The 19,431-nt window shown below is 72.2% G+C and carries 17 protein-coding genes; 3 read left to right on the top strand and 14 right to left on the bottom strand.

Annotated elements, in window-relative coordinates:
• Window positions 1-27: 27 nt before the first annotated feature.
• Window positions 28-594: a hypothetical protein gene (locus K5S26_RS13560; RefSeq protein WP_221859086.1), complete on the bottom strand. Its 567-nt coding sequence runs from the start codon at window positions 592-594 to the stop codon at window positions 28-30.
• Between the two features lie 131 nt (window positions 595-725).
• On the opposite strand from K5S26_RS13560, the gene K5S26_RS13555 reads away from it, so the two are divergent.
• Entirely contained in the window at window positions 726-1,292 is a 567-nt protein-coding gene (locus K5S26_RS13555) for a GNAT family N-acetyltransferase (RefSeq protein ID WP_221859084.1), read from the top strand.
• A gap of 73 nt (window positions 1,293-1,365) precedes the next feature.
• On the opposite strand, the gene K5S26_RS13550 is transcribed toward K5S26_RS13555, so the two are convergent.
• Window positions 1,366-5,163: a lamin tail domain-containing protein gene (locus K5S26_RS13550; protein WP_221859082.1), complete on the bottom strand. Its 3,798-nt coding sequence runs from the start codon at window positions 5,161-5,163 to the stop codon at window positions 1,366-1,368.
• A gap of 172 nt (window positions 5,164-5,335) precedes the next feature.
• On the opposite strand from K5S26_RS13550, the gene K5S26_RS13545 reads away from it, so the two are divergent.
• The gene (locus K5S26_RS13545) at window positions 5,336-6,379 is read left to right on the top strand and encodes a diacylglycerol/lipid kinase family protein (protein ID WP_221859080.1); all 1,044 of its coding nucleotides are present in this window, start codon (window positions 5,336-5,338) and stop codon (window positions 6,377-6,379) included.
• Between the two features lie 15 nt (window positions 6,380-6,394).
• On the opposite strand, the gene cls is transcribed toward K5S26_RS13545, so the two are convergent.
• Window positions 6,395-7,855: a cardiolipin synthase gene (cls, locus tag K5S26_RS13540; RefSeq protein WP_221859078.1), complete on the bottom strand. Its 1,461-nt coding sequence runs from the start codon at window positions 7,853-7,855 to the stop codon at window positions 6,395-6,397.
• Window positions 7,856-7,942: 87 nt separating this feature from the next.
• A complete protein-coding gene (locus K5S26_RS13535) occupies window positions 7,943-8,137 on the bottom strand; it encodes an olfactory receptor (protein WP_221859076.1) in 195 nt (64 codons plus the stop codon).
• A gap of 156 nt (window positions 8,138-8,293) precedes the next feature.
• Between K5S26_RS13535 and K5S26_RS13530 the strand changes: the two genes are divergently transcribed.
• Window positions 8,294-9,514, top strand: coding sequence for a DUF4192 family protein (locus K5S26_RS13530; RefSeq protein WP_221859074.1), 1,221 nt, complete (start codon window positions 8,294-8,296; stop codon window positions 9,512-9,514).
• Between the two features lie 10 nt (window positions 9,515-9,524).
• Here K5S26_RS13530 and lysS read toward each other — a convergent pair whose 3' ends face one another.
• The 10 genes from lysS to ftsH all read right to left on the bottom strand — a co-directional run bounded on the left by lysS (window position 9,525) and on the right by ftsH (window position 19,289).
• The gene (gene lysS, locus K5S26_RS13525; protein ID WP_221859072.1) at window positions 9,525-11,045 is read right to left on the bottom strand and encodes a lysine--tRNA ligase; all 1,521 of its coding nucleotides are present in this window, start codon (window positions 11,043-11,045) and stop codon (window positions 9,525-9,527) included.
• A 64-nt stretch (window positions 11,046-11,109) separates the two neighbouring features.
• Complete coding sequence (locus K5S26_RS13520) at window positions 11,110-11,811, bottom strand: DUF2520 domain-containing protein (RefSeq protein WP_221859070.1); 702 nt, start codon at window positions 11,809-11,811, stop codon at window positions 11,110-11,112.
• Complete coding sequence (locus K5S26_RS13515; protein WP_308122979.1) at window positions 11,808-13,592, bottom strand: PH domain-containing protein; 1,785 nt, start codon at window positions 13,590-13,592, stop codon at window positions 11,808-11,810. The genes K5S26_RS13520 and K5S26_RS13515 overlap by 4 nt, the downstream gene beginning before the upstream one ends.
• Window positions 13,589-14,086 carry a PH domain-containing protein gene (locus K5S26_RS19210; RefSeq protein WP_372454411.1) on the bottom strand — a complete coding sequence of 166 codons (498 nt, stop codon included), beginning with the start codon at window positions 14,084-14,086 and terminating at the stop codon, window positions 13,589-13,591. Before K5S26_RS19210 ends, K5S26_RS13515 begins: the two co-directional genes overlap by 4 nt.
• A 331-nt stretch (window positions 14,087-14,417) precedes the next feature.
• Window positions 14,418-14,921 carry a DUF3180 domain-containing protein gene (locus tag K5S26_RS13505; protein ID WP_221859068.1) on the bottom strand — a complete coding sequence of 168 codons (504 nt, stop codon included), beginning with the start codon at window positions 14,919-14,921 and terminating at the stop codon, window positions 14,418-14,420.
• Window positions 14,918-15,460, bottom strand: a complete 543-nt coding sequence (gene folK, locus K5S26_RS13500) for a 2-amino-4-hydroxy-6-hydroxymethyldihydropteridine diphosphokinase (protein WP_221859066.1) — start codon at window positions 15,458-15,460, stop codon at window positions 14,918-14,920. The genes K5S26_RS13505 and folK overlap by 4 nt, the downstream gene beginning before the upstream one ends.
• The gene (gene folB / locus K5S26_RS13495; RefSeq protein WP_221859064.1) at window positions 15,450-15,851 is read right to left on the bottom strand and encodes a dihydroneopterin aldolase; all 402 of its coding nucleotides are present in this window, start codon (window positions 15,849-15,851) and stop codon (window positions 15,450-15,452) included. Before folB ends, folK begins: the two co-directional genes overlap by 11 nt.
• Window positions 15,848-16,678, bottom strand: a complete 831-nt coding sequence (gene folP / locus K5S26_RS13490; protein WP_221859063.1) for a dihydropteroate synthase — start codon at window positions 16,676-16,678, stop codon at window positions 15,848-15,850. The genes folB and folP overlap by 4 nt, the downstream gene beginning before the upstream one ends.
• Window positions 16,675-17,265 carry a GTP cyclohydrolase I gene (folE, locus tag K5S26_RS13485; protein ID WP_221859061.1) on the bottom strand — a complete coding sequence of 197 codons (591 nt, stop codon included), beginning with the start codon at window positions 17,263-17,265 and terminating at the stop codon, window positions 16,675-16,677. The genes folP and folE overlap by 4 nt, the downstream gene beginning before the upstream one ends.
• 20 nt (window positions 17,266-17,285) lie before the next feature.
• Window positions 17,286-19,289 carry an ATP-dependent zinc metalloprotease FtsH gene (gene ftsH, locus K5S26_RS13480; protein ID WP_221859059.1) on the bottom strand — a complete coding sequence of 668 codons (2,004 nt, stop codon included), beginning with the start codon at window positions 19,287-19,289 and terminating at the stop codon, window positions 17,286-17,288.
• Window positions 19,290-19,431: the final 142 nt, after the last annotated feature.

Raw genomic sequence — 19,431 nt, 5'->3', positions numbered from 1 at the left:
ACCGCCGACGCCGCGGACACCGTGGGATCAGGCGCGGCCCCGCGGCTCGAGCCTCCCTCGCTCGTCGCGCTGCCAGGTCTCGCCGTGCGCATCCGTGAAGACGAGGGAGGTGACGATCCACTTCGGATTGTTCATGATCGGCTGGAGGAGGCCCTCCAGGGACTGCGCATCCGTCGGCAGGTCCCAGGGGTACTTGTCGCCCTCCTGCAGGAAGTACTCGCCAGGCGGGACGACGGCGATCGACACGGGCTTCACGGGCTCGGGGTCGTCGGCCTTCCGCTGCGCGTAGGTGCTCTCGATCACGACGTCGTAGGCCGGCGCGTGCGACGCGTTCCGCAGCATGATCCCGCGCAGGCTCCTGCCGCTCGCGTGCTTGACGTCGGTCCTCGACGCGCACCATGCCGATACGAGCGCGGCCTGCTCGCGCCGTTCGCGCGCGACCGACCGGTCCTCGCGCGAGCGCTCCATGCGAAAGGTGCGGGCCGTGTAGATCGCGGCGGCGAAGGCGGCGAGCAGCGCGAACGCCGCGGTCACCCCCGCGACGCCGTCTCCGATGGCTCCGAATGCGTTCAGCCACTCCGGCATCTCCCCCACCCGCTCCCCTCCTCGGTGCCCATCCGGCAACACGATGCGATACACGCGTCAGCGTATCGACACGGCGGGACGGCCTGGACGAGCGGTATCGCTACAAGACCGGCCGAGCGAGCTCGCCTAGCCTGGAGCACATGGATCCGCTCGACGCCGTGACCTGGCCCCTTCGCACCGAGCGGCTGACGATCCGGCGCGCCGTCGCCGAGGATGCCGACGCGACCTGGCGATGGCGGCGGCTGCCGGAGGTGGGCGAGTGGATCACGCGAGCCCCGACGGACCACGCCTCCTACGCAGAGCAGTTCGCGGACGCCGGCCGGCTGCGCGTGACCCTGGTCGTCGAGCTCAAGGGCGAGCCGATCGGCGACCTGATGGTGCGGGTCGAGGACGGCTGGACGCAGGCGGAGGTGGTCGAGCAGGGAGTGGGCGTGCAGGCCGAGCTCGGCTGGACACTGGACCCGGCACACCAGGGCCGGGGATACGCGACCGAGGCCGTGCGAGCGGCGATCGGGATGTGCTTCGAGCAGCTGGGCCTGCGCCGCGTGCACGCCGGATGCTTCGCGGCGAACGAGCCGTCATGGCGCGTGATGGAGCGCCTCGGGATGCGGCGTGAGGAGTTCAGCCGCAAGACCGGTCTGCACCGCTCCGGCGAGTGGATGGACGGCATGGACTACGCGCTGCTCGCCGACGAGTGGACCGGCTGACGAGAGCTCGTCCGCTGCAGGCCGACGGCCCCGACCCAGAGCTCCGCGAGCTTTAGGCCGGGGCCGTTGTCCGTCAGCGCCGCGCGGCCCGCCTCGGCCGCACGGCCAGGACGGTGCCCGCGGTCACCAGCAGCAGGGCCGCGGCGAGCGCGATGCCGAAGGGCGCCTCGCCGCCCGTGGCGACCAGCGCCGAGCCGCTCCGGACGGTGACGTCGACCCACCCGATCACCGTGCCGTCGGCGTCCGTCACCACCAGGCGGTGGGCGCCCGCCGGCACGTCGTCCGGGATCCGGAAGGTGACCGATCCGTCGGAGGCCACGACGGCCTGGCCGAGCGACGTCGGCTCGGAGAACAGCCAGCCGAACACCGTCTGGCCCGCGTAGGCGGCGTCGACGACGACCGTGACGAGCCCTCCCGCCGTGAGGGTGGTCGAGCCGAGCACGCGCAGTCCACCGCGGTTGCCGTCGTTCAGGTCGTCCTCGGAGGGCGCCACGCTCGCTCCGCCGTCCTGCGGAACGTCGTCGCCGTCCTGGCCCGGCTGGGCCGCGCCCGGCCGGTCGGTTCTAGCCGGCTCGCCGGGCTCGCTGGCACCGGGCTCGTCCGTCCCGGGTTCATCCGTCCCCGGCTCGCCGGCACCGGGCTCGTCCGTCCCCGGCGTGGTCCCCGGCTTGTCCGTACCCGGCTTCTCCGTCCCCGGCTCCGTCGCGCCCGGTTCTCCGGCCCCCGGCTCGTCCGTACCCGGCTCATCGGTCCCCGGGCCGTTGCCCGGCTCTTCCCCGCCGGGCTGCTCAGCCCCGGGCTCCTCCGTGCCCGGCTCTGCCGTGCCCGGCTCCTCCCCGCCCGGCTCCTCCGTGCCGGCACCGCCTTCCACGGTGCCCGCGCGCAGCGAGTGGTCATCGGTGTCGGCATCGTCAGCCCAGAAAACGGCGCGCACGTCGCCCGGCTTCTCGGCCGGCGCGATCGCGAAGCCCTCGTTGGCGATGTTCGCCATCCCGGCCGGGCGTGCGTACACCGTCTGCGACGCGAAGGCGCCGTCGACGATCGTGAACTCGGCGGTGCGGCCGGCGTCCGCCTCGTCCGCGACGACCCACAGCGTGCCGCGCTCGGCGTCGAACTGCACCTCGGCGACGACGCCGAGCCCGCTGCCGATCTCCGCCAGCCGCTGGAACGTGCCGTCCGAGTTCAGCGCGTAGGCGTAGACCGACTTCGTGCCCTCCACGCCGACGAAGAACAGCCCGTCGCCGTGCAGCGGGTACGCCTCCGGGTCGTAGGCCCGGCCGGTCGTCGCGTCCTCGAAGCCGTTCTCGACGAGGTAGTCGTCAGGGATCCAGGTGATGCCCTCGAGCCCGGCGTTGGCCCCCAGCCCGGGGAAGTCCGCGGTGAGGTCCCACTCGGCGACGGCCGCGAGGTCACCCGACGCCCCCGCGACGTCGTACTGCAGCACCGTCGGGCGGCTCACGCTGCTCACGGCGTTGTCGCGCTCGGTGGCCACGTACACGCCGTCCGCCGAGCTGTCGCCGACGATCGTCACGCCCTCCGCGTCGGGCGTGCCGGTGCCGTTCGCGTAGCGCAGCGTCCAGGTCTGCGCCGCATCCCACGTGTCGCCGTCCTCGACGAGCCGGTAGAGGAGGCCCTCGCCGTTGTTCACCGCCCACAGCGCGTCGGTCTCGCCGGCCTCGTAGTCGAGGCCCGACAGGTCGCCCGCGAAGAGGTCTGCCGGGTCGACCGTCCTGACCTCCGATCCACCAGGCCACGGGTCGCCGGCCGGTTCCGCGTCGGGGTCGCCGAAGTCGTTCGGCGCCCCCTTCGTCGACCGGGTCGTGTCGGCGAACTCTCCGGTGCCGTCGGGATTGCGACCATAGGTCACCGCGGCGTGCGCGGTCCACGAATAGGTCGCCACGACGACCCCCTGGGGATCGCGCAGCGTCGCCGAGTCGTTGCCGCCCAGGCCGAAGTCGAAGCCGTCGGCGGTGGCGGTCTTCTCGTCGAGCACGAAGAAGCCTCCGGCCGGCACGACCGAGCCGGCCGGAAGAACGTAACCGGGCTCGTGCGAGGCGTCCCCGTCGATGAACGTGTAGCCGGAGATGTCGACCGGCTCTGCCCCGGTGTTGAAGAGCTCGACCCAATCGTTGTCGTCGCCGTTCGACTCGACCTCGTTCACCACCACCGCGAAGTCCGCGGGCTCCTCCGGCTCCGGCGCGACGTACGCGACGTTCGCCTCTCCCCTGGTCGAGGCGGTCTGCACGAACTCGCCGGTGCCGTCGGGCAGGCGGCCGTACGTCTCCGTCGCGTGGGCCGTCCACGAGTAGGAGTCGACGAGCGTGACGCCGTCGGCGAGGAACACCCGCGCGGAGTCCGCTCCGCCGAGCCCGAAGCCGCCCTCCACGTCGTCGACCTGCACCACGAAGAACGCGCCCGGGTCGAGCACGACACCGACCGACACCGCGAGCGTGCGACTGTCGTTGTCGTCCTTCAGCACGAGACCGGAGATGTCGACCGGCTCATCGCCGATGTTCGTCAGCTCGATCCAGTCGGCGGGCTCTCCGCCGTTCGACTCGACCTCGTTGATGCGGATGGAGGACAGGACGTCGCCGTCGGCACCGTCGGCGAGCGAGACCGATCCGTCGTCGTTCACGACGATCTCCGCGGTCATCGCGGCAGCGAGGTTCAGGCGCTGCCAGCTCTCCTCCTCGCCCTCGTCGAGCGGATTGCCGGAGTCGATCGCGGTGAGCGCGAGCACCTGGCGCCGCTGGTCCGCGGTCAGCTCGGGACGGCTCGAGGCGAGCAGCGACTCGGCGCCCTCGGGGACGACCACGTCCTGCCCGGTCTCTCCGGTCAGCGGGAAGTCGTAGCTCAGCTTCTCCTCGTAGAACGCGAGCGCCTCGTCGGTGCCGAGGTAGGGGGTGTCCGACGCGATGCAGTCGTCGAGCGCGGCGCCGCAGCCCGCCTCGAGCACGCCGCGCAGCTCGACGGCGGCCTCCTCGATCAACGCGGCGAACTCCGGGTCGGCCCAGCGCAGCTGCACAATCGCCTGACCCATCATGCGTCCGCCGATGACGTCGAGCGCCCAGTGCGCGCCCATGACGATGCGGTTGTCGCCCGCCTCGGCCGTGCGCGCGAGGATCTGCGGGGCGAGCTCGGGCAGCATCGTCGCCAGCGCCGTGCCCTGCCAATAGGCCTGGGACGTGTGTCCCGAGGGGAACGCGCCACTGGTGGAGGCCCAGGCGTCGCCGCCCGCCCGGTCCACGAGCCTGAGCTTGCCGCCCTCCTCCGGGCTGTGCACGAGCGCGCCGTCGACGACGTTCAGCGCGAGGTAGGGACGGTCGTAGTCGAAGTAGTTCTTCGGCGGGTTGGTCGAGGAGTTGTAGCCGATCCGGCCGCCGTCCTTCGACAGCAGCGTCCGGGTCTTCGGCAGCTCGCCGGCCTCCCACGCCTCGGCGTAGATCGCGCCGAGGCGCTCGCCGAGGCCGTCCGCCATCGTCAGCGCCATGTCGCCGTACTGGTCGACGATCGCCCGCTGGTGCTGCTCGTCGCTCGAGGTCGTGTTGATCTCGACCGTGATGTCCTCGTTGTGCTGCATCACCGCAGCGTCACCCGTGGCGGCGTAGTCTCCGTCGACGCGCAGGGTGTTGAAGACGTCCATCATCCGGATGGACCAGTTGTCGGGGTCGGGGCTCGACGACGAACCCGTGCTCGCGGTCGTGTTCGAGGTGTACGCGTGGTTCAGCTGCTCGTCGGTGAAGCCGTCGGCCGCGAGGGCAGGCGGCGCGGCGAGCAGGCCGGGAACGAGCATCCCCAGCCCGATGCCCGTCGCCGTCAGCGCGCGAGCGCGCTTCCACCGCGGGTGACCGGACTCATGGCGCGTCTGCATGGGGCGTCTCTTCCTGACCTCGGGGGAGCAGATCCGAACGGATCCGCCCCACCGTGGCGAAGGTCGGCAAACGGCAGGTGAACCGTCGCTGACGTGTCGTTCACCTCCGGGCTACCGGCGGCGGAACGTCCCGCGCCGGGGCGCGACGAGCATCGCGGCCTATGCTGACCGCATGGCCGACGACACCGCTCCCGACGCACCCGCCGGCAAGCGCGCCGCCCTCGTGTTCAATCCGGTCAAGGTCGACGGGCCGACGCTGTGCGCGCTCGTCGAACGGCACTCCGCCGAGGCCGGCTGGGAGCCGCCGCTGCTGCTCGCGACCTCGGTGGAGGATCCGGGGCAGTCCACCACCCGCGATGCTCTCGCCGAGGGCGTGTCGGCCGTGCTCGTCGCCGGCGGGGACGGCACCGTCCGCGCCGTATCCGAGGCTGTGCGCGGATCGGGCGTGCCGCTGTCGATCGTGCCGAGCGGCACCGGCAACCTGCTCGCCCGCAACCTGCTGCTGCCGCTCGACAGCCAGAACGCGATGGTCGCGGCCGCATTCGACGGCGAGACCGTCGACGTCGACATCTGTGTCGCGACCCTGCGCCGGCAGGACGGCCATACGGAGGAGCACGCGTTCGTCGTGATGGCCGGGATGGGCCTCGACGCCGCCATGATCGCGAACACCCGCCCCGAGCTGAAGAAGTCGGTCGGCTGGGTCGCGTACGTCGACGGCGCCGCGCGCTCGCTGGTGAGCGCCGAGCCGTTCCGCGTCGTCTACGAGATCGCGCGCGGGGGCGGCGAGGAGCCGCCGACGCTGACCTCGACGCGACTGCACTCGGCACGCGTGCAGAGCATCCTGTTCGCGAACTGCGGCGAGCTGCCGGGACGGATCTCGCTGATCCCCGACGCCTCCATCGTCGACGGCGATCTCGACGTCGCCCTGATCCAGCCGACCGGTCCGCTCGGCTGGCTCGGCGTGTGGCGCAAGGTGTGGTGGGACAACTCCGTGCTGCGACGCACCCGGGCCGGGCGCGCGGTGCTCGAGCGTCGCGGGCGCGATACGTCCGTGCGGTATCTCCGCGGCGCCGCCGCCGAGGCCGCGACGCCCATCGCACAGCCGGTCGAGCTCGACGGCGACGAGTTCGGCGAGGCGACGCGTGTGTCCTGCCGGGTCGAGAAGGGCAACCTCAAGGTCGCCGTGCCGAAGGGGCACCGCATCAGCGCGATGTGACGCGTCCGGGGTGCGCTACTGCAGGGCGCTGGTGAGCCGCGCGAGGTTGTCGAGCACCGTCGAGCGCAGCGGCTGCTTCTGCCACTCCTCGAGCGTCAGCTCGCGGCTCACCTCGCGATACCCGGCCTCGAGCCCGCGCATCTGCTGCACGAACTCCTCGCCGCGCACGAGCAGCGAGATCTCCATGTTGAGACCGAACGAGCGCATGTCCATGTTGCTCGACCCGATGACGGCGACCTCGTCGTCGATCGTGAGGCCCTTGGTGTGCAGGATGTACGGCTTCGGATACAGCCAGATCTTCACGCCGGCCCGCAGCAGCGCCTCGTAGTAGCTGCGCTGCGCGTGGTAGACCATGGCCTGGTCGCCGACCTCCGACACGAACAGCTCGACCTGCAGCCCCCGGGACGTCGCGGCCGTGATGGCCAGCAGCAGCGCCTCATCGGGCACGAAGTACGGGCTGATCATGATGATCTTCCGCTGCGCGCCGTAGAGCAGGCCGAGGAAGAGGCGCAGGTTGTTCTCGAGCTCGAACCCGGGCCCGGAGGGCACGACCTGGCAGTCGAGGTCGCCGCTGCCGGCCTCCATCTCCTTGAGGTCGATGCCCGGCGGCACCTCGCTCGCCTCGCTGACCCAGTCGGACAGGAAGACCGCGTTGACGCTGGAGACGATGGGACCGTCGAGTCGCACCATCAGGTCGACCCACTGCAGCCCGCGCCGGATGTTCGCCCTGAGGTTGTAGCTGGCGTCCGTGATGTTCTGCGAGCCGAGGAAGGCGACGTCGCCGTCGACGACGAGGATCTTGCGGTGGTTGCGCAGGTCGGGCCGCTGCCACTTGCCGCGCAGGGGCTGGATCGGCAGGGCGAGGCGCCACTCGGCCCCCATGGCGTCGAGCCGCTTGAGCGTGCGCTTGTGGAACGGTTTGACGAGGTTCGCCCAGTGGTCCAGCAGCACGCGCACCGCGATGCCCCTCGCGCACGCCTCCTCGAGGGCGCGGAAGAAGTCGTCGGTCGAGTCGTCCGACTTCAGGATGTAGAACTCCACGTGCACGTGCTCGCGCGCCGAGCGGATCGCCGCGGCCATCTCGGCCAGGCCCTCGTCGTAGTCGCGGATGAGGCGCGCGCCGTTGTCCCCCGTGAGGGGCATGGCGCCGAGCTCGCGGTTCATGTTGACGAGCGACGTGAACCAGGCCGGCTCGTTGGGCCGCAGGCTGCCGCGCTCGAGGTACTGCCTGGCCTCGCGGATGTACTGGTTGATCTCGTCCTGGCGGCGCCGGCGGTCACGGGGCAGCCGCGGGTTGCCGATCAGCAGGAACAGGAGCAGCCCCGGCACGGGCAGGAAGAAGATGGCCAGCAGCCAGGCCATCCCGGCCGTGGGGCGGCGGTTGCGGGGGACGATCACGATCGCGACGATGCGGATGATCGTGTCGACGACGGTGGTGCCGATGAGCCACCACGAGGTGCCGAGGATGACCTCCACTGTGCACCGCCTCTCCCCCGCCTCGCACCAGCGTATCCGGTGCCTCCGACGCGACCGCCGCGTGGGGCTCGGATCGCGGGTGGCCTGCTAGTCGGCGGTCGGCGCGGCGGCGTCTCGCGGCGGCAGGCCGCGCTTCGCGCGCTCCTCGGCCTCGATGCGCGCGTAGGCCCGGCGCTCGGTGCGGTCGAAGCGCAGGATGCTGCGCAGGATGAACCAGAACACCACGCAGATCACGATGGTCGGCAGGATCGACCAGACCACGGCTGCCCAGTAGCTGTCCACACGCCCATCGTACGGCCCCGCTCCTGTGTGCGAGCCCCGGGCGGATGCGCCCTCCGGCCACTCGGGCCTCGTCCACAGCGCCGGATCCTCGCGAATCCCATCCCCAGCTGGGCGCATCCGGTCCGTGAGCGCGCGCCGACGGCGACGCTCTTCTCCATGACCGTTCAGACCCCCCCTTCGTCCTCTCCGCAGCCGCCCTCGCCGCAGACGCCCGGCGCCCGGGCTGCCGTGCCCCCGGCCCCGACCGTGGTCCGCGCGGCCGACTCCGCCGAGTTCCTCTCGATGCTCCCTCACATCGCCGGGTTCACCCCGCGCGACAGCATCGTGCTCGTGCCGTTCGCCGAGCGCCGCACCCTGGGCGCCATGCGCATCGACCTGCCCCCGGAGGCGATGTCGGGCACCGAGCTGTCGGAGTTCGCGGCCACCACGGTCGGCCGGCTGTGCCTCGTCGAGCACATCACCCGCGCGGCCGTCGTGGTCTACACCGACGATCCGTACCGCGGCGAGCGCGGCAGGATCGCCCGTGCCGAGCTGGTCGGCGAGGTGCTGCGTCGCCTCGACGAGTGCGCCCTGGCCACGGTGGAGGCGCTGTGCGTGGCCGGGGACGGATGGGGCTCCTACCTCGAGCCCGACGGGCCCTACGCCGGGCAGTCGCTCGATCGCATCCGGCCGGACGACGTGCCGTGGCCGCACTCGCCGGACGAGCGCCTGCTCGCCGATCAGTCGGACGGCTGCGAGCTGCCGCCGAGTGACCTCGCCGAACGCGAGCAGGTCGCGCGGGCGCTCACGCGGATCCTCATCGTCCCGGACGAGCCCGACTTCCCCGAGGCGATCGAGGAGTGGCTCGGAGAGGACGCGGCGGCTCTCACCCCGCACGATCTGGCGGTCCTCGTCGGCCTGCTCGATCGTCCCCTCACCCGCGACATCGCCCTCACCCAGTGGTGCGGCGGGATCGACGAGGGGCGGACGGTCCACGCCTGGCAGCTCGCCTGGGCCCGCGGCGAGCGGAGCGACCCCGTCGGCCCGTTCCGTCTGGCGGGCGAGGGACCTGCGCCCGACGGCGATCGCCTGCGACGCGCGCTCGCGCTCGCGATGCGCGCGGCGTCGGTCGCGCCGCGCGCGCGGCGGGCGGGTCCGCTCGCCGCGGCCGCCTGGCTGTCGTGGGCGCTCGGGAGGTCGACGCACGCGGCGCACTTCGTCGGCCTCGCGCGCGAGATCGATCCGCATCACGGGCTGGCGCACATCGTCGCGACGATGGTCTCCGCCGTGCACCTGCCCGCCTGGGTCTACGACCGCCCGGCACCGGTTCCGGGTCCGCGCAGCTGCGCCGAGCGCCGTCGGGCCGACCGGCGGCAGGCTCGGCGGCGGGGCAGGTGAGGGGGTGCGGCTACTTCACCAGCGGGAAGAGGATCGTCTCGCGGATCCCGAGACCCGTGATGGCCATGAGCAGACGGTCGATGCCCATTCCCATGCCGCCCGTCGGCGGCATCCCGTGCTCGAGCGCGCGCAGGAACTCCTCGTCGATGCGCATCGCCTCGTCGTCGCCGCGGTCGGCGAGCTTGGCCTGCTCGACGAAGCGCTCCCGCTGGATCACGGGATCGACCAGCTCGGAGTACCCGGTCGCCAGCTCGAAGCCGCGCACGTACAGGTCCCACTTCTCGACGACGCCCGAGACCGAGCGGTGCTCGCGCACCAGAGGGCTGGTGTCGACGGGGAAGTCCATGACGAACGTCGGGCGCGTGAGGTGCTGCTTGACGAAGTGCTCCCACAGCTCCTCGACGAGCTTGCCGTGCGTCGCGTGGGCGGGGATGTCCACGCCGTTCGCCTCGGCGAGGCGCACCAGCTCGTCGAGACCCGTGTCGGGCGTCACGTCGACGCCCGCGGCCTCCGACAGCGACGGGTACATCGAGACGCGGTCCCAGTCGCCGCCCAGGTCGAACTCGGTGCCGTCGGCCCAGGTCACGGTCGTGGATCCGGCGACGGCGATCGCTGCGTTCTGGATGAGCTCCTGGGTCAGGTCGGCGATGCCGTTGTAGTCGCTGTACGCCTGATAGGCCTCGAGCATCGCGAACTCGGGGCTGTGGGTCGAGTCGGCGCCCTCGTTGCGGAAGTTCCGGTTGATCTCGAACACCCGGTCGATGCCGCCGACCACGGCGCGCTTCAGATAGAGCTCCGGCGCGATGCGCATGTACAGGTCGGTGTCGAACGCGTTCGAGTGCGTGATGAACGGCCGGGCGGAGGCGCCACCCGGCTGCACCTGCAGCATCGGCGTCTCGACCTCGACGAACTCATGGGCGGTGAAGGTCGATCGCAGGCTCGCGTTCACCGTGGCCCGGGCGCGGACGGTCGTGCGGGCCGTGTCGCGCACGATGAGGTCGAGGAACCGGCTGCGCACCCGGCTCTCCTCGTTGAGCTCGGTGTACATGTTGGGCAGCGGCAGGATCGCCTTGGCCGCGATCTCCCATGCCGACACCATGATCGACAGCTCGCCGCGCCGGCTCGAGATGATCTCGCCGGAGATGGCGACGTGATCCCCGAGGTCGACGAGCTCCTTCCAGCGCTGCAGGGAGTCGTCGCCGACGTTCGCCAGCGACACCATCGCCTGGATGCGGGATCCGTCGCCGGCCTGCAGCGTGGCGAAGCAGAGCTTGCCGGTGTTGCGGCTGAACACGATCCGGCCCGCGACCGCCGCTTCCTCGCCGGTCTCGGCCCCCGCCTCGAGGTCGCCGTACTGCGCGCGCAGCGCGGGGATCGTGTGCGTGACGGGAACGGAGACCGGGTAGGCCCCGCCGGCGGCGCTCTCGCGCTCCGTGATCAGACGCTCGCGCTTGGCGAGCCGCACGGCCTTCTGCTCGAAGATGTCCTCTTCGGTGGGCTCGGATGCAGGCTCGACGGGCGTGGCAGACATGACCACAAGTCTAGGGTTCCCCGCCCGTCGCTCTTCTGCGCCCGCGGTCGCCCGGCGCCACGCTTCAGTCGTCGGGCGGCAGCACGACGGTGGGCGACGCCTCGGCGAGCGCGTGGTCCACCGTCGAGCGGACGAGGGCCGACAGGTAGCCCCCGGGGTTGTCGATCCCGATGCCCCGCAGAATGCCCGTCGCCTGATGCACGATCTGTCGCGAGAACTCGGAGGCGGTCTCGATCGCCTCCGCGTACGCCGCCCGGTCCTCCTCGGCGACCACGACGGGCTCGCAGCCGAGCTCGACCGCCAGGGCCTGAGCGATCGGCAGCACCGCGGTCGGCGCGGTCACGGCCGCGTACGACGCCGCGAGCTGACGCAGGTCCATGCTCGTCCCCGTGAACGCGATGGCAGGGTGCACCGCAAGCGGGATCGCGCCCCGCTCCGCGGCCGGATGCAGCACATCGATGCCGTGCGCGGCATCCGTGTGCAGCACCAGCTGGCCCACCTGCCACGCCCCGAGCTCGGCGAGCCCCGCCACCAGCCCCGGCAGCTCATCACGGGGCACGGCGATGACCACCAGCTCGCTGCGGCGCACCACCTCGAGGGCGTCGAGGACGGGCACACCGGGGAGGATCGCCTCGACGCGCTCGTCGTCCGATCCGCTGGTGATCCCCGTCAGCGCGTGGCCTGCACCGGCGAGCGCGGCACCGATCACCGGACCGACGCGACCGGCGCCGATGACGCCGACGCCGAGCCGCCCGTCGCGCCTCATACCGGGGACCCCCCGGGGCGGCCCTCCGCGATCCCCGCCGGCACATTCTGCGCCGGGACCGCCTGCGCTGGCACGGCCTGCCCCGGCACGGGCAGATGCTGCAGCCAGCGATGGCTCTGGTCCACCGCCACAGCGGCGACCGCGCCCCGGCTGACGCTGCGCAGCAGGTCGAGGGCGTCGTCGCGCTCGAGACCGACGATCTGGCCCGAGATCGGGCCCTGCACCGTGTGCACCTGCCCCCACGCCACGCGCTGCAGGCGGTCGATCGGGCCCTGCGCGACCGAGACGCCCTGCACGCGAGCGAGCGGGAACACCGCCAGCTTCCGCCAGATACGGCCGCGACGCAGCAGCAGGCCGTAGCCGGTGACGGCGAAGCCGTGGCGGCGCCACGACACCGGTCGACGCCACCAGGCACGGCGCGGGATCGTGCGGTAGGGGTCCGCCCCTGCCCCGTCCGCCACCGGGCCGAGCACGCCGTGCTCCCAGATCAGCGGCATGTCCGAGACCGGCAGGCCGGGCAGGATCAGGCCGAGCACCCGCTCGACGTCGGCGCGAGTGCCGACCGGCAGCACCGTGTTGAACTGCTGCGCCTGACCCGACTGCGCCTGGGCGGCGCTCTTGCCCGTCATCCGGTTGATCTTGACGGTCCACCACCCGAACGGTCGCCACAGCAGCGACTGCGACACCTCGACGCCGAAGATCCGCCCGGGCGGCAGCGTCTCGGTGACCGTGGTGAAGAGACCGAACGTGATCCGAACGCCGTCGGGCGTCGGGGCGATGGCGTACCGGAGCGACTTGGAGATCTGCGTCCAGACGATCGCCACCGCGGCGAAGAGCATCGGGATGCCGGTGATGAGGCCGATGCCGACCCCGATGAGCGCGCCGCCGGGCCCGATGCCGGCCTCGCCGGTGAGGATGAGCGGCAGCATGACGCTGCAGAACCACAGGACGCCGAAGAACAGCACCCACAGCACGCCATGCATGGCGTGCGCGGCGATGAGCCGACCGGCGGGGATCTTGACGACGCTCTCGGCGGCGACGTCCGCGCGATCGACGCCGCCGATCATCTCCGTCACGCCCTCGTTCAGAGTGCCCACCAGCCCGCCGCGGGCGGTGGCCGGTGCGCCCGCGGAGCCGTCGCGCGCCGCCTGCCGCGACGCGCGCGCGCCCGAGGCGAGCCGCAGGATGTCGGCGCGCACCTGCTCGGCCCGCTGCGTGCCGAGGTATTCGAGGGCGACATTGGCGTCGGTGCCCGCCCCCACCACCTCGAGCTTCGCCATGCCGATCAGCCGCGCCGGGAACGGGCGCGTCAGGTTGACGCCCTGCACCCGGTCGAGCGGGGCGCGGCGGTGCGTCCGGAAGACGATGCCCTTGCGCACCTCCACGTCGTCGCCGGTGATGCGGAACTGGTGGAAGCGCCACACGACCCAGAAGATCGCCATCAGCGCCAGCACCGCGACGAGCAGGATGCCGAGCCCCTGCAGGATCAGGTTGTTGGCAGCCAGGAAGTCGACGAAGTCGACCTCGCCGTACTCGACGGCCTCGCTCTCGACCTCTCCGGGGGCGAAGATCGACACCAGCCAGACCACGGCCCGGTCGCGGAAGTTCGACAGGATGATGCCGGCGACGATGATCAGCACCAGGCCGCCCTGGAACAGCGGCGTCAGCGGGTGGAGCCGGTGCCAGCCGCCGTCGGCGAGCGACGACGAGCCGCCCTGCGGCAGCGTGGGCGCCTCCACAGCTCCGGGAGCCGCCGGTGCCACCGGCTGCTCGTCGGTCACAGTCCGGTCCGTCGCGTCTCGGCGACCTCGATGAGCGTGTCGCGCAGCGCCTCGGAGGCCGTGCGGCTGAGCCCCGGGATCTCGACGCCCGTCGTGGCCGCCGCGGTCACCATCTTCAGCTTGGCGATCCCGAAGGCACGATCCATCGGCCCGTGCGTGATGTCGATCAGCTGCATACGGCCGTACGGCACGGCGATCATCCGCTGCCACAGGATGCCCTTGCGGAACACGATGTCGTCGTCGCGCAGCATGTAGCCGAGCGCCCGCGCCTGGCGAGGCAGCACGATCTGGGCCGCGATGGTCGCGACGAAAGCGACGCCGAGGCCCAGCCAGTGCCAGTTCTGCGACGACACCATGGTCACGAAGACGCCGATCGCGACGAGCACGGCGACGAAGATGAGGTTCTGCACCGTCTGGGACACGACGTACTTCGGCGAGATCTGGTGCCAGGCGCCGTCGAGGGCGAGCCTGCCCGCCGCGCGGGGCTCGCGCACCGCCGTGTAAGTGCCCTCGTCGAGCGCCGCCGGCGCGAGACGCTGACCGGTACCGTCGAGCGCCGCCGGCGCGGGGCGCTGACCGGTACCGTCGGGCGCCACCGGCGCGGGGCGCTGGCCGGGCTCGGCGACCGGTGGTGTCGGGGGCGGAGCGCCCTCCCGCGCTGCGGCCGCGAGACGCTGGCTGGCGCGCGTCGGGGCGGCTCCCTCCGTCGTCGCGGGCACAGGGGGCTCTGCCGATGCGGGCGGCGCTGCCGATGCGGGCGGCGCTGCCGGGGCCGGCGGCGCTGCGGGTGCGGGCGGCGCCGGCGGAACGGGCGGGGCCGGGTGCTCAGTGCCCGGTCGCGGCTCCGGGGCCGGCGTCGTCTGGTTGTCGCTCATCGTGATCCTTTGCACCGTCGTCAGGAGGCAGGCTGCAGAAATGCTCGGCGACCAGGGCCGCCACCACCAGGACGGCTCCCGCGGCGACGGCCGCGACGATCGTCGTCACCGAGCCTAGCGCCGGGGCCACGGGCCGCGTCGAGACGTACAGCAGCATGCCCGCGGCCGCGCCTCCCGACGCCGCGCCGACGATGCTGGAGGCCTTGGCGAGGATCGCGATCCTCACCGCACGGAACGGATCGACGCGGGGCGCCGTCGCGCTGCGCTGCGAACGCCGGACCGGCCACGCGAGGGCCACGCAGAGCGCGCCCAGCAGCACGAGCAGGATCGGCAGGCCCACCGCGGGGGTGAAGGTCGCGCGGCCGGACATCGTCAGCGCGTGGTCGATCAGGAATCCGAAGCCGCCGCCCAGAAGGGCCGCGACGACGAGCGACAGCGCGGACGTGCGCTTCACGACCCGCTCCCCAGGTCTCGCAGCAGGTCCGCGACGCGCCCTCGTCCGGGCAGCACGGCGTCCGCGTCGACCTCCAGCCAGGGTGCCAGCACGAAGTCCCGCTCGGCGGCTCGCGGATGCGGCAGGGTCAGGCCCGCCTCGTCCGAGGTCACATCGCCGTAGGCGATCAGGTCGAGATCGAGCGTGCGCGCGCCCCAGCGCACGTCCTGCGGCGCCCGCACGCGGCCGTGCCGGGCCTCGATCGCGTGCAGCATGCCGAGGAGCACCGAGGGGGCCAGACGCGTCCGCACGAGCGCCACGGCGTTCAGGTAGGCGGGCTCTGACTCGTCGGGTCCGTCGAGCGTGAGCGCGACCGACTCGATCGGCGTCGACGCCACGACGTCGTCCACCAGCGGAAGCCGTCGCAGCTCGTCGACGGCGGCGGAGATCGTCTCGTGCCGGTCGCCGAGGTTCGCCCCCAGCGCGACGACGGCCGTGACGGTGGCGCGCGGTGCGCGCGCGGGCGGGTCCCCGAGCGGCCTCGTCAGATCACGCGACATCGGCGCGCTCCCTCGCGGAGGCGACGTCCCGGGAGGCGTGCACCGTGACCGACACGTCCTGGAACTGCGCCTCGATGGGCGCCTGCGGCTTGTGCACCGTGACGATGAGGAAGTCGATGCGCTCGTCCCCCATCACCGCGTCGGCGATGCGGTGCGCGAGCGTCTCGATGAGGTTGACCGGCTCTCCGCCGACGATGCCGACCACCTTCTCGGCGAGCTCTCCGTAGTGCACGGTGTCGGCCACGTCGTCGGTCTCGGCGGCCCGCGTCGTCGACACGCCCAGCCGGAGGTCGACGACGAACTCCTGACCGTTCTCGCGCTCGAAGTCGAAGACCCCGTGGCGTCCGAACGCGCGCAGGCCCGTCAGCTCGATCATGTCCGCGAAGTTCACGTCGTCCCGTCCTGGTCGCTCGATGCGCCGGCGCCCCGGCCCTCCCATGCCTCCGCCACCGCGATGGCATCGCGCGTCGCCGCGACGTCGTGCACGCGCACGGCGTGAAGCCCGCGCCGCGCCGCCAGTGCGCTCGTGACCGCGGTGGCCAGATCCTTCCGCTCGTTCGAGGCGTCCTCGCCCAGCGCAGATGCGAGGAACCTCTTGCGCGACGTGCCGATCAGGATCGGCAGGCCCAGCGCCACGATCTCGTCGAGCTGCCGCAGCAGCGCCCAGTTCTGCTCGCCCGCCTTGGCGAAGCCGATGCCGGGGTCGAGGACGATCCGGTCGCGCCCGATGCCCGCGGCGAGCGCGGCGTCCACCCGAGCCTGCAGCTCCGCGGCGACGTCGGCGCCGATCGAGCCGTACTCGGCCCGTGCGTACATGTCCGAAGAGGGGCCGCGCCAGTGCCCGAGCGCGATGACCGCGCCGCCCGCGGCGGTGACCGCGAGGATCTCGGGGTCGGCGAGGCCGCCGGACACGTCGTTCACGATGGCGGCGCCTGCGGCCAGCGCGGCGCGGGCGGTCTCAGCCCGGTACGTGTCGACGCTCACGGTCGCGCCGTCGCCGGCGAGCGCCTCGATCACCGGCAGGACGCGGCGCTTCTCCTCGTCCGCTCCCACGGGCTCCGACCCGGGCCGCGTCGACTCACCGCCCACATCCAGCACGTGGGCGCCCTGCTCGCGCAGGAGCCTGCCGTGGGCGATCGCGTCGTCCGCCGCCAGGTACCGCCCGCCGTCGCTGAACGAGTCGGGCGTGACGTTGACGATGCCCCAGATCCGCGTCACGCGTGCCCCTGACCGATCAGGGCGATCACCTCGGCGCGCTGCACCGGATCGGCCAGCTCGCCGCGCGCCGCGACCGTGACGGTGGAGCTGTCCACCTGGCGCGACCCCCGCATCGTCACGCACTGGTGCGCGGCGTCGAGGACGACGAGAACGCCGCGCGCGTCGAGCGAGTCGTCGATCGTGTCGGCGATCTGCTCGCCGAGCCGCTCCTGCACCTGCGGTCGCGACGCCAGGATCTCGACCACCTTCGGCAGCGCGCCCAGTCCGACGACCTGCTCGCCCGGCAGGTACGCGATGTGCGCGTGGCCGGCGAACGGCAGCAGGTGGTGCTCGCAGGTCGAGCGGAAGCGGATGTCGCGCAGGATGACCGCGCCCGACGGCAGCGTGTCGGGGGCGGGGCCCTGGGCGACGCTGATGGTGTGCGAGAGGGGCTCGGCGGCGTCCAGCCCGACGCCTGCGAAGAGCTCGGCGCTGGCGTCGGCGACGCGCTGCGGCGTCTGCTTGAGGCCGGGGCGATCCGGGTCCTCCCCGATCGCGATCAGCAGCTCTCGCGTCAGCGCGGCGATGCGCTCCCTGTCGACAGGCATTCGCTCATCCTAGGGGGAGCTCAGGCCGTGGCCGGACGCGCCTGCCCCGTGGCGGGGCGGGTCACCGGCGCCTTGCCGGGCTGCTCCGCGGCAGCCGACGCGGCCACCCCGGTGTGCTCGGGGCGACGCGGGATCTGCACGGGCGGCAGCGGCGACACCGGACGCTCGGAGCTCGACAGCCACTGCGCGCGAGGCGGCAGCTTCTTGACGTCCCGGAAGATGTCCTCGAGCTGGGTGTGGTCGAGCGTCTCCTGCTCCAGGAGCGCGAGCGCCAGCCGGTCGAGCACCTCGCGGTTGGCGTTGATGACCTCGTAGGCCTCGTTGTGGGCCTGCTCGATCAGCGCGCGCACCTGGCCGTCGATGCGCTCGGCGATGCGCTCGGAGTAGTCGCGGCCGTGGCCCATGTCGCGGCCCATGAAGACCTCGCCGCTGCCGGCGGCGAGCTTGACCGGGCCGACCTCCGTGGTCATGCCGTACTCGGTGACCATCTTGCGGGCGATGCCCGTGGCCTTCTCGATGTCGTTCGACGCCCCCGTGGTGGGGTCGTGGAACACGATCTCCTCGGCGACGCGGCCGCCCATCGCGTACGCGAGCTGGTCCTGCAGCTCGTTGCGCGTGACCGAGTACTTGTCCTCGAGGGGCAGCACCATCGTGTAGCCGAGCGCCTTGCCGCGGGGAAGGATCGTGATCTTCGTGACGGGGTCGGTGTGGTTCATCGCCGCCGCCGCGAGCGCGTGACCGCCCTCGTGGTACGCGGTGATGAGCTTCTCCTTGTCGTTCATCACGCGGGTGCGGCGCTGCGGGCCGGCGATCACGCGGTCGATCGCCTCGTCCAGCGCGCGGTTGTCGATCAGCTGCGCGTTCGACCGCGCGGTCAGGAGGGCCGCCTCGTTGAGCACGTTGGCGAGGTCGGCGCCCGTGAAGCCGGGCGTCTTGCGGGCCACGACGTCGAGGTCGACGCTGTCGGCGAGCGGCTTGCCGCGGCCGTGCACCTCGAGGATGCGGCGGCGTCCCTGCAGGTCGGGAGCGTCGACGCCGATCTGACGGTCGAAGCGACCGGGGCGCAGCAGCGCCGGGTCGAGGATGTCGGGGCGGTTGGTCGCCGCGATGACGATGACGTTGGCCTTGGGGTCGAAGCCGTCCATCTCGACGAGCATCTGGTTCAGCGTCTGCTCGCGCTCGTCGTGACCGCCGCCCATGCCGGCGCCGCGGTGGCGGCCGACGGCGTCGATCTCGTCGATGAAGATGATCGCCGGCGAGTTCTCCTTCGCCTGGTTGAACAGGTCGCGGACGCGGCTCGCGCCGACGCCGACGAACATCTCGACGAAGTCCGAGCCCGAGATCGAGTAGAACGGCACGCCGGCCTCGCCCGCGACGGCGCGCGCGAGCAGCGTCTTTCCGGTTCCGGGAGGGCCGTACAGCAGCACGCCCTTGGGGATGCGGGCGCCGAGCGCCTGGAACTTGGCCGGCTCCTTCAGGAAGTCCTTGATCTCCTGCAGCTCCTCGAGCGCCTCATCCGCGCCCGCCACGTCGACGAACGTGACGTCCGGGTGCTCCTTGTTGGCGAGCTTGGCGCGCGACTTGCCGAACTGCATCACCTTGCCGCCGCCGCCCTGGGCGCTCGACAGCAGGAACCAGAACAGCAGGCCGAGCAGCAGCATCGGGATCAGCAGCGACAGCATGCTGTCCCAGATCGTGGCGCGCGGCACCGCGTCGTCGTAGCCGTCGGCGGGCGCGGCGTCCTCGACGGCCGCGACGACCTCGTCGGCACGCGCGTCCACGTAGTAGAACTGCACCGCCTCGGCGCCGTCGTGCGCCTCGGACAGCTGGAGGTCGACCCGCTGGTCGCCGTCGGTGATCAGCACCTTCTCGACGGTGCCGCCCTTGAGCAGCTCGAGGCCCTCCTGGGTGGTGACCTGCTTGGTGCCCGTCAGGCTGGAGATCAGCGAGAAGCCGGCGATCAGGAGAACGCCGATGAGCAGCACGTAGATCAGCGGGTTGCGGGTGAGCTTCTTGAAGTCCATGGTCCGGGGTCTCCCCCTGCCCCTCCTGTCGTGCACGCGGTCGCCCAGCGACTGCGGATCAGCTGCCCGGGCCGCTGATCCATCGCGGCGATCCGGAAGGCCCCTCTCGAGGAAGGGACTTTCGGTCAGGCTACCCCTCGAC

The organism is Microbacterium marinilacus, from assembly GCF_019753765.1.
In the GTDB taxonomy this organism is placed as follows: domain Bacteria; phylum Actinomycetota; class Actinomycetes; order Actinomycetales; family Microbacteriaceae; genus Microbacterium; species Microbacterium marinilacus.
This window is presented reverse-complemented; position numbering and strand designations above follow the sequence as displayed.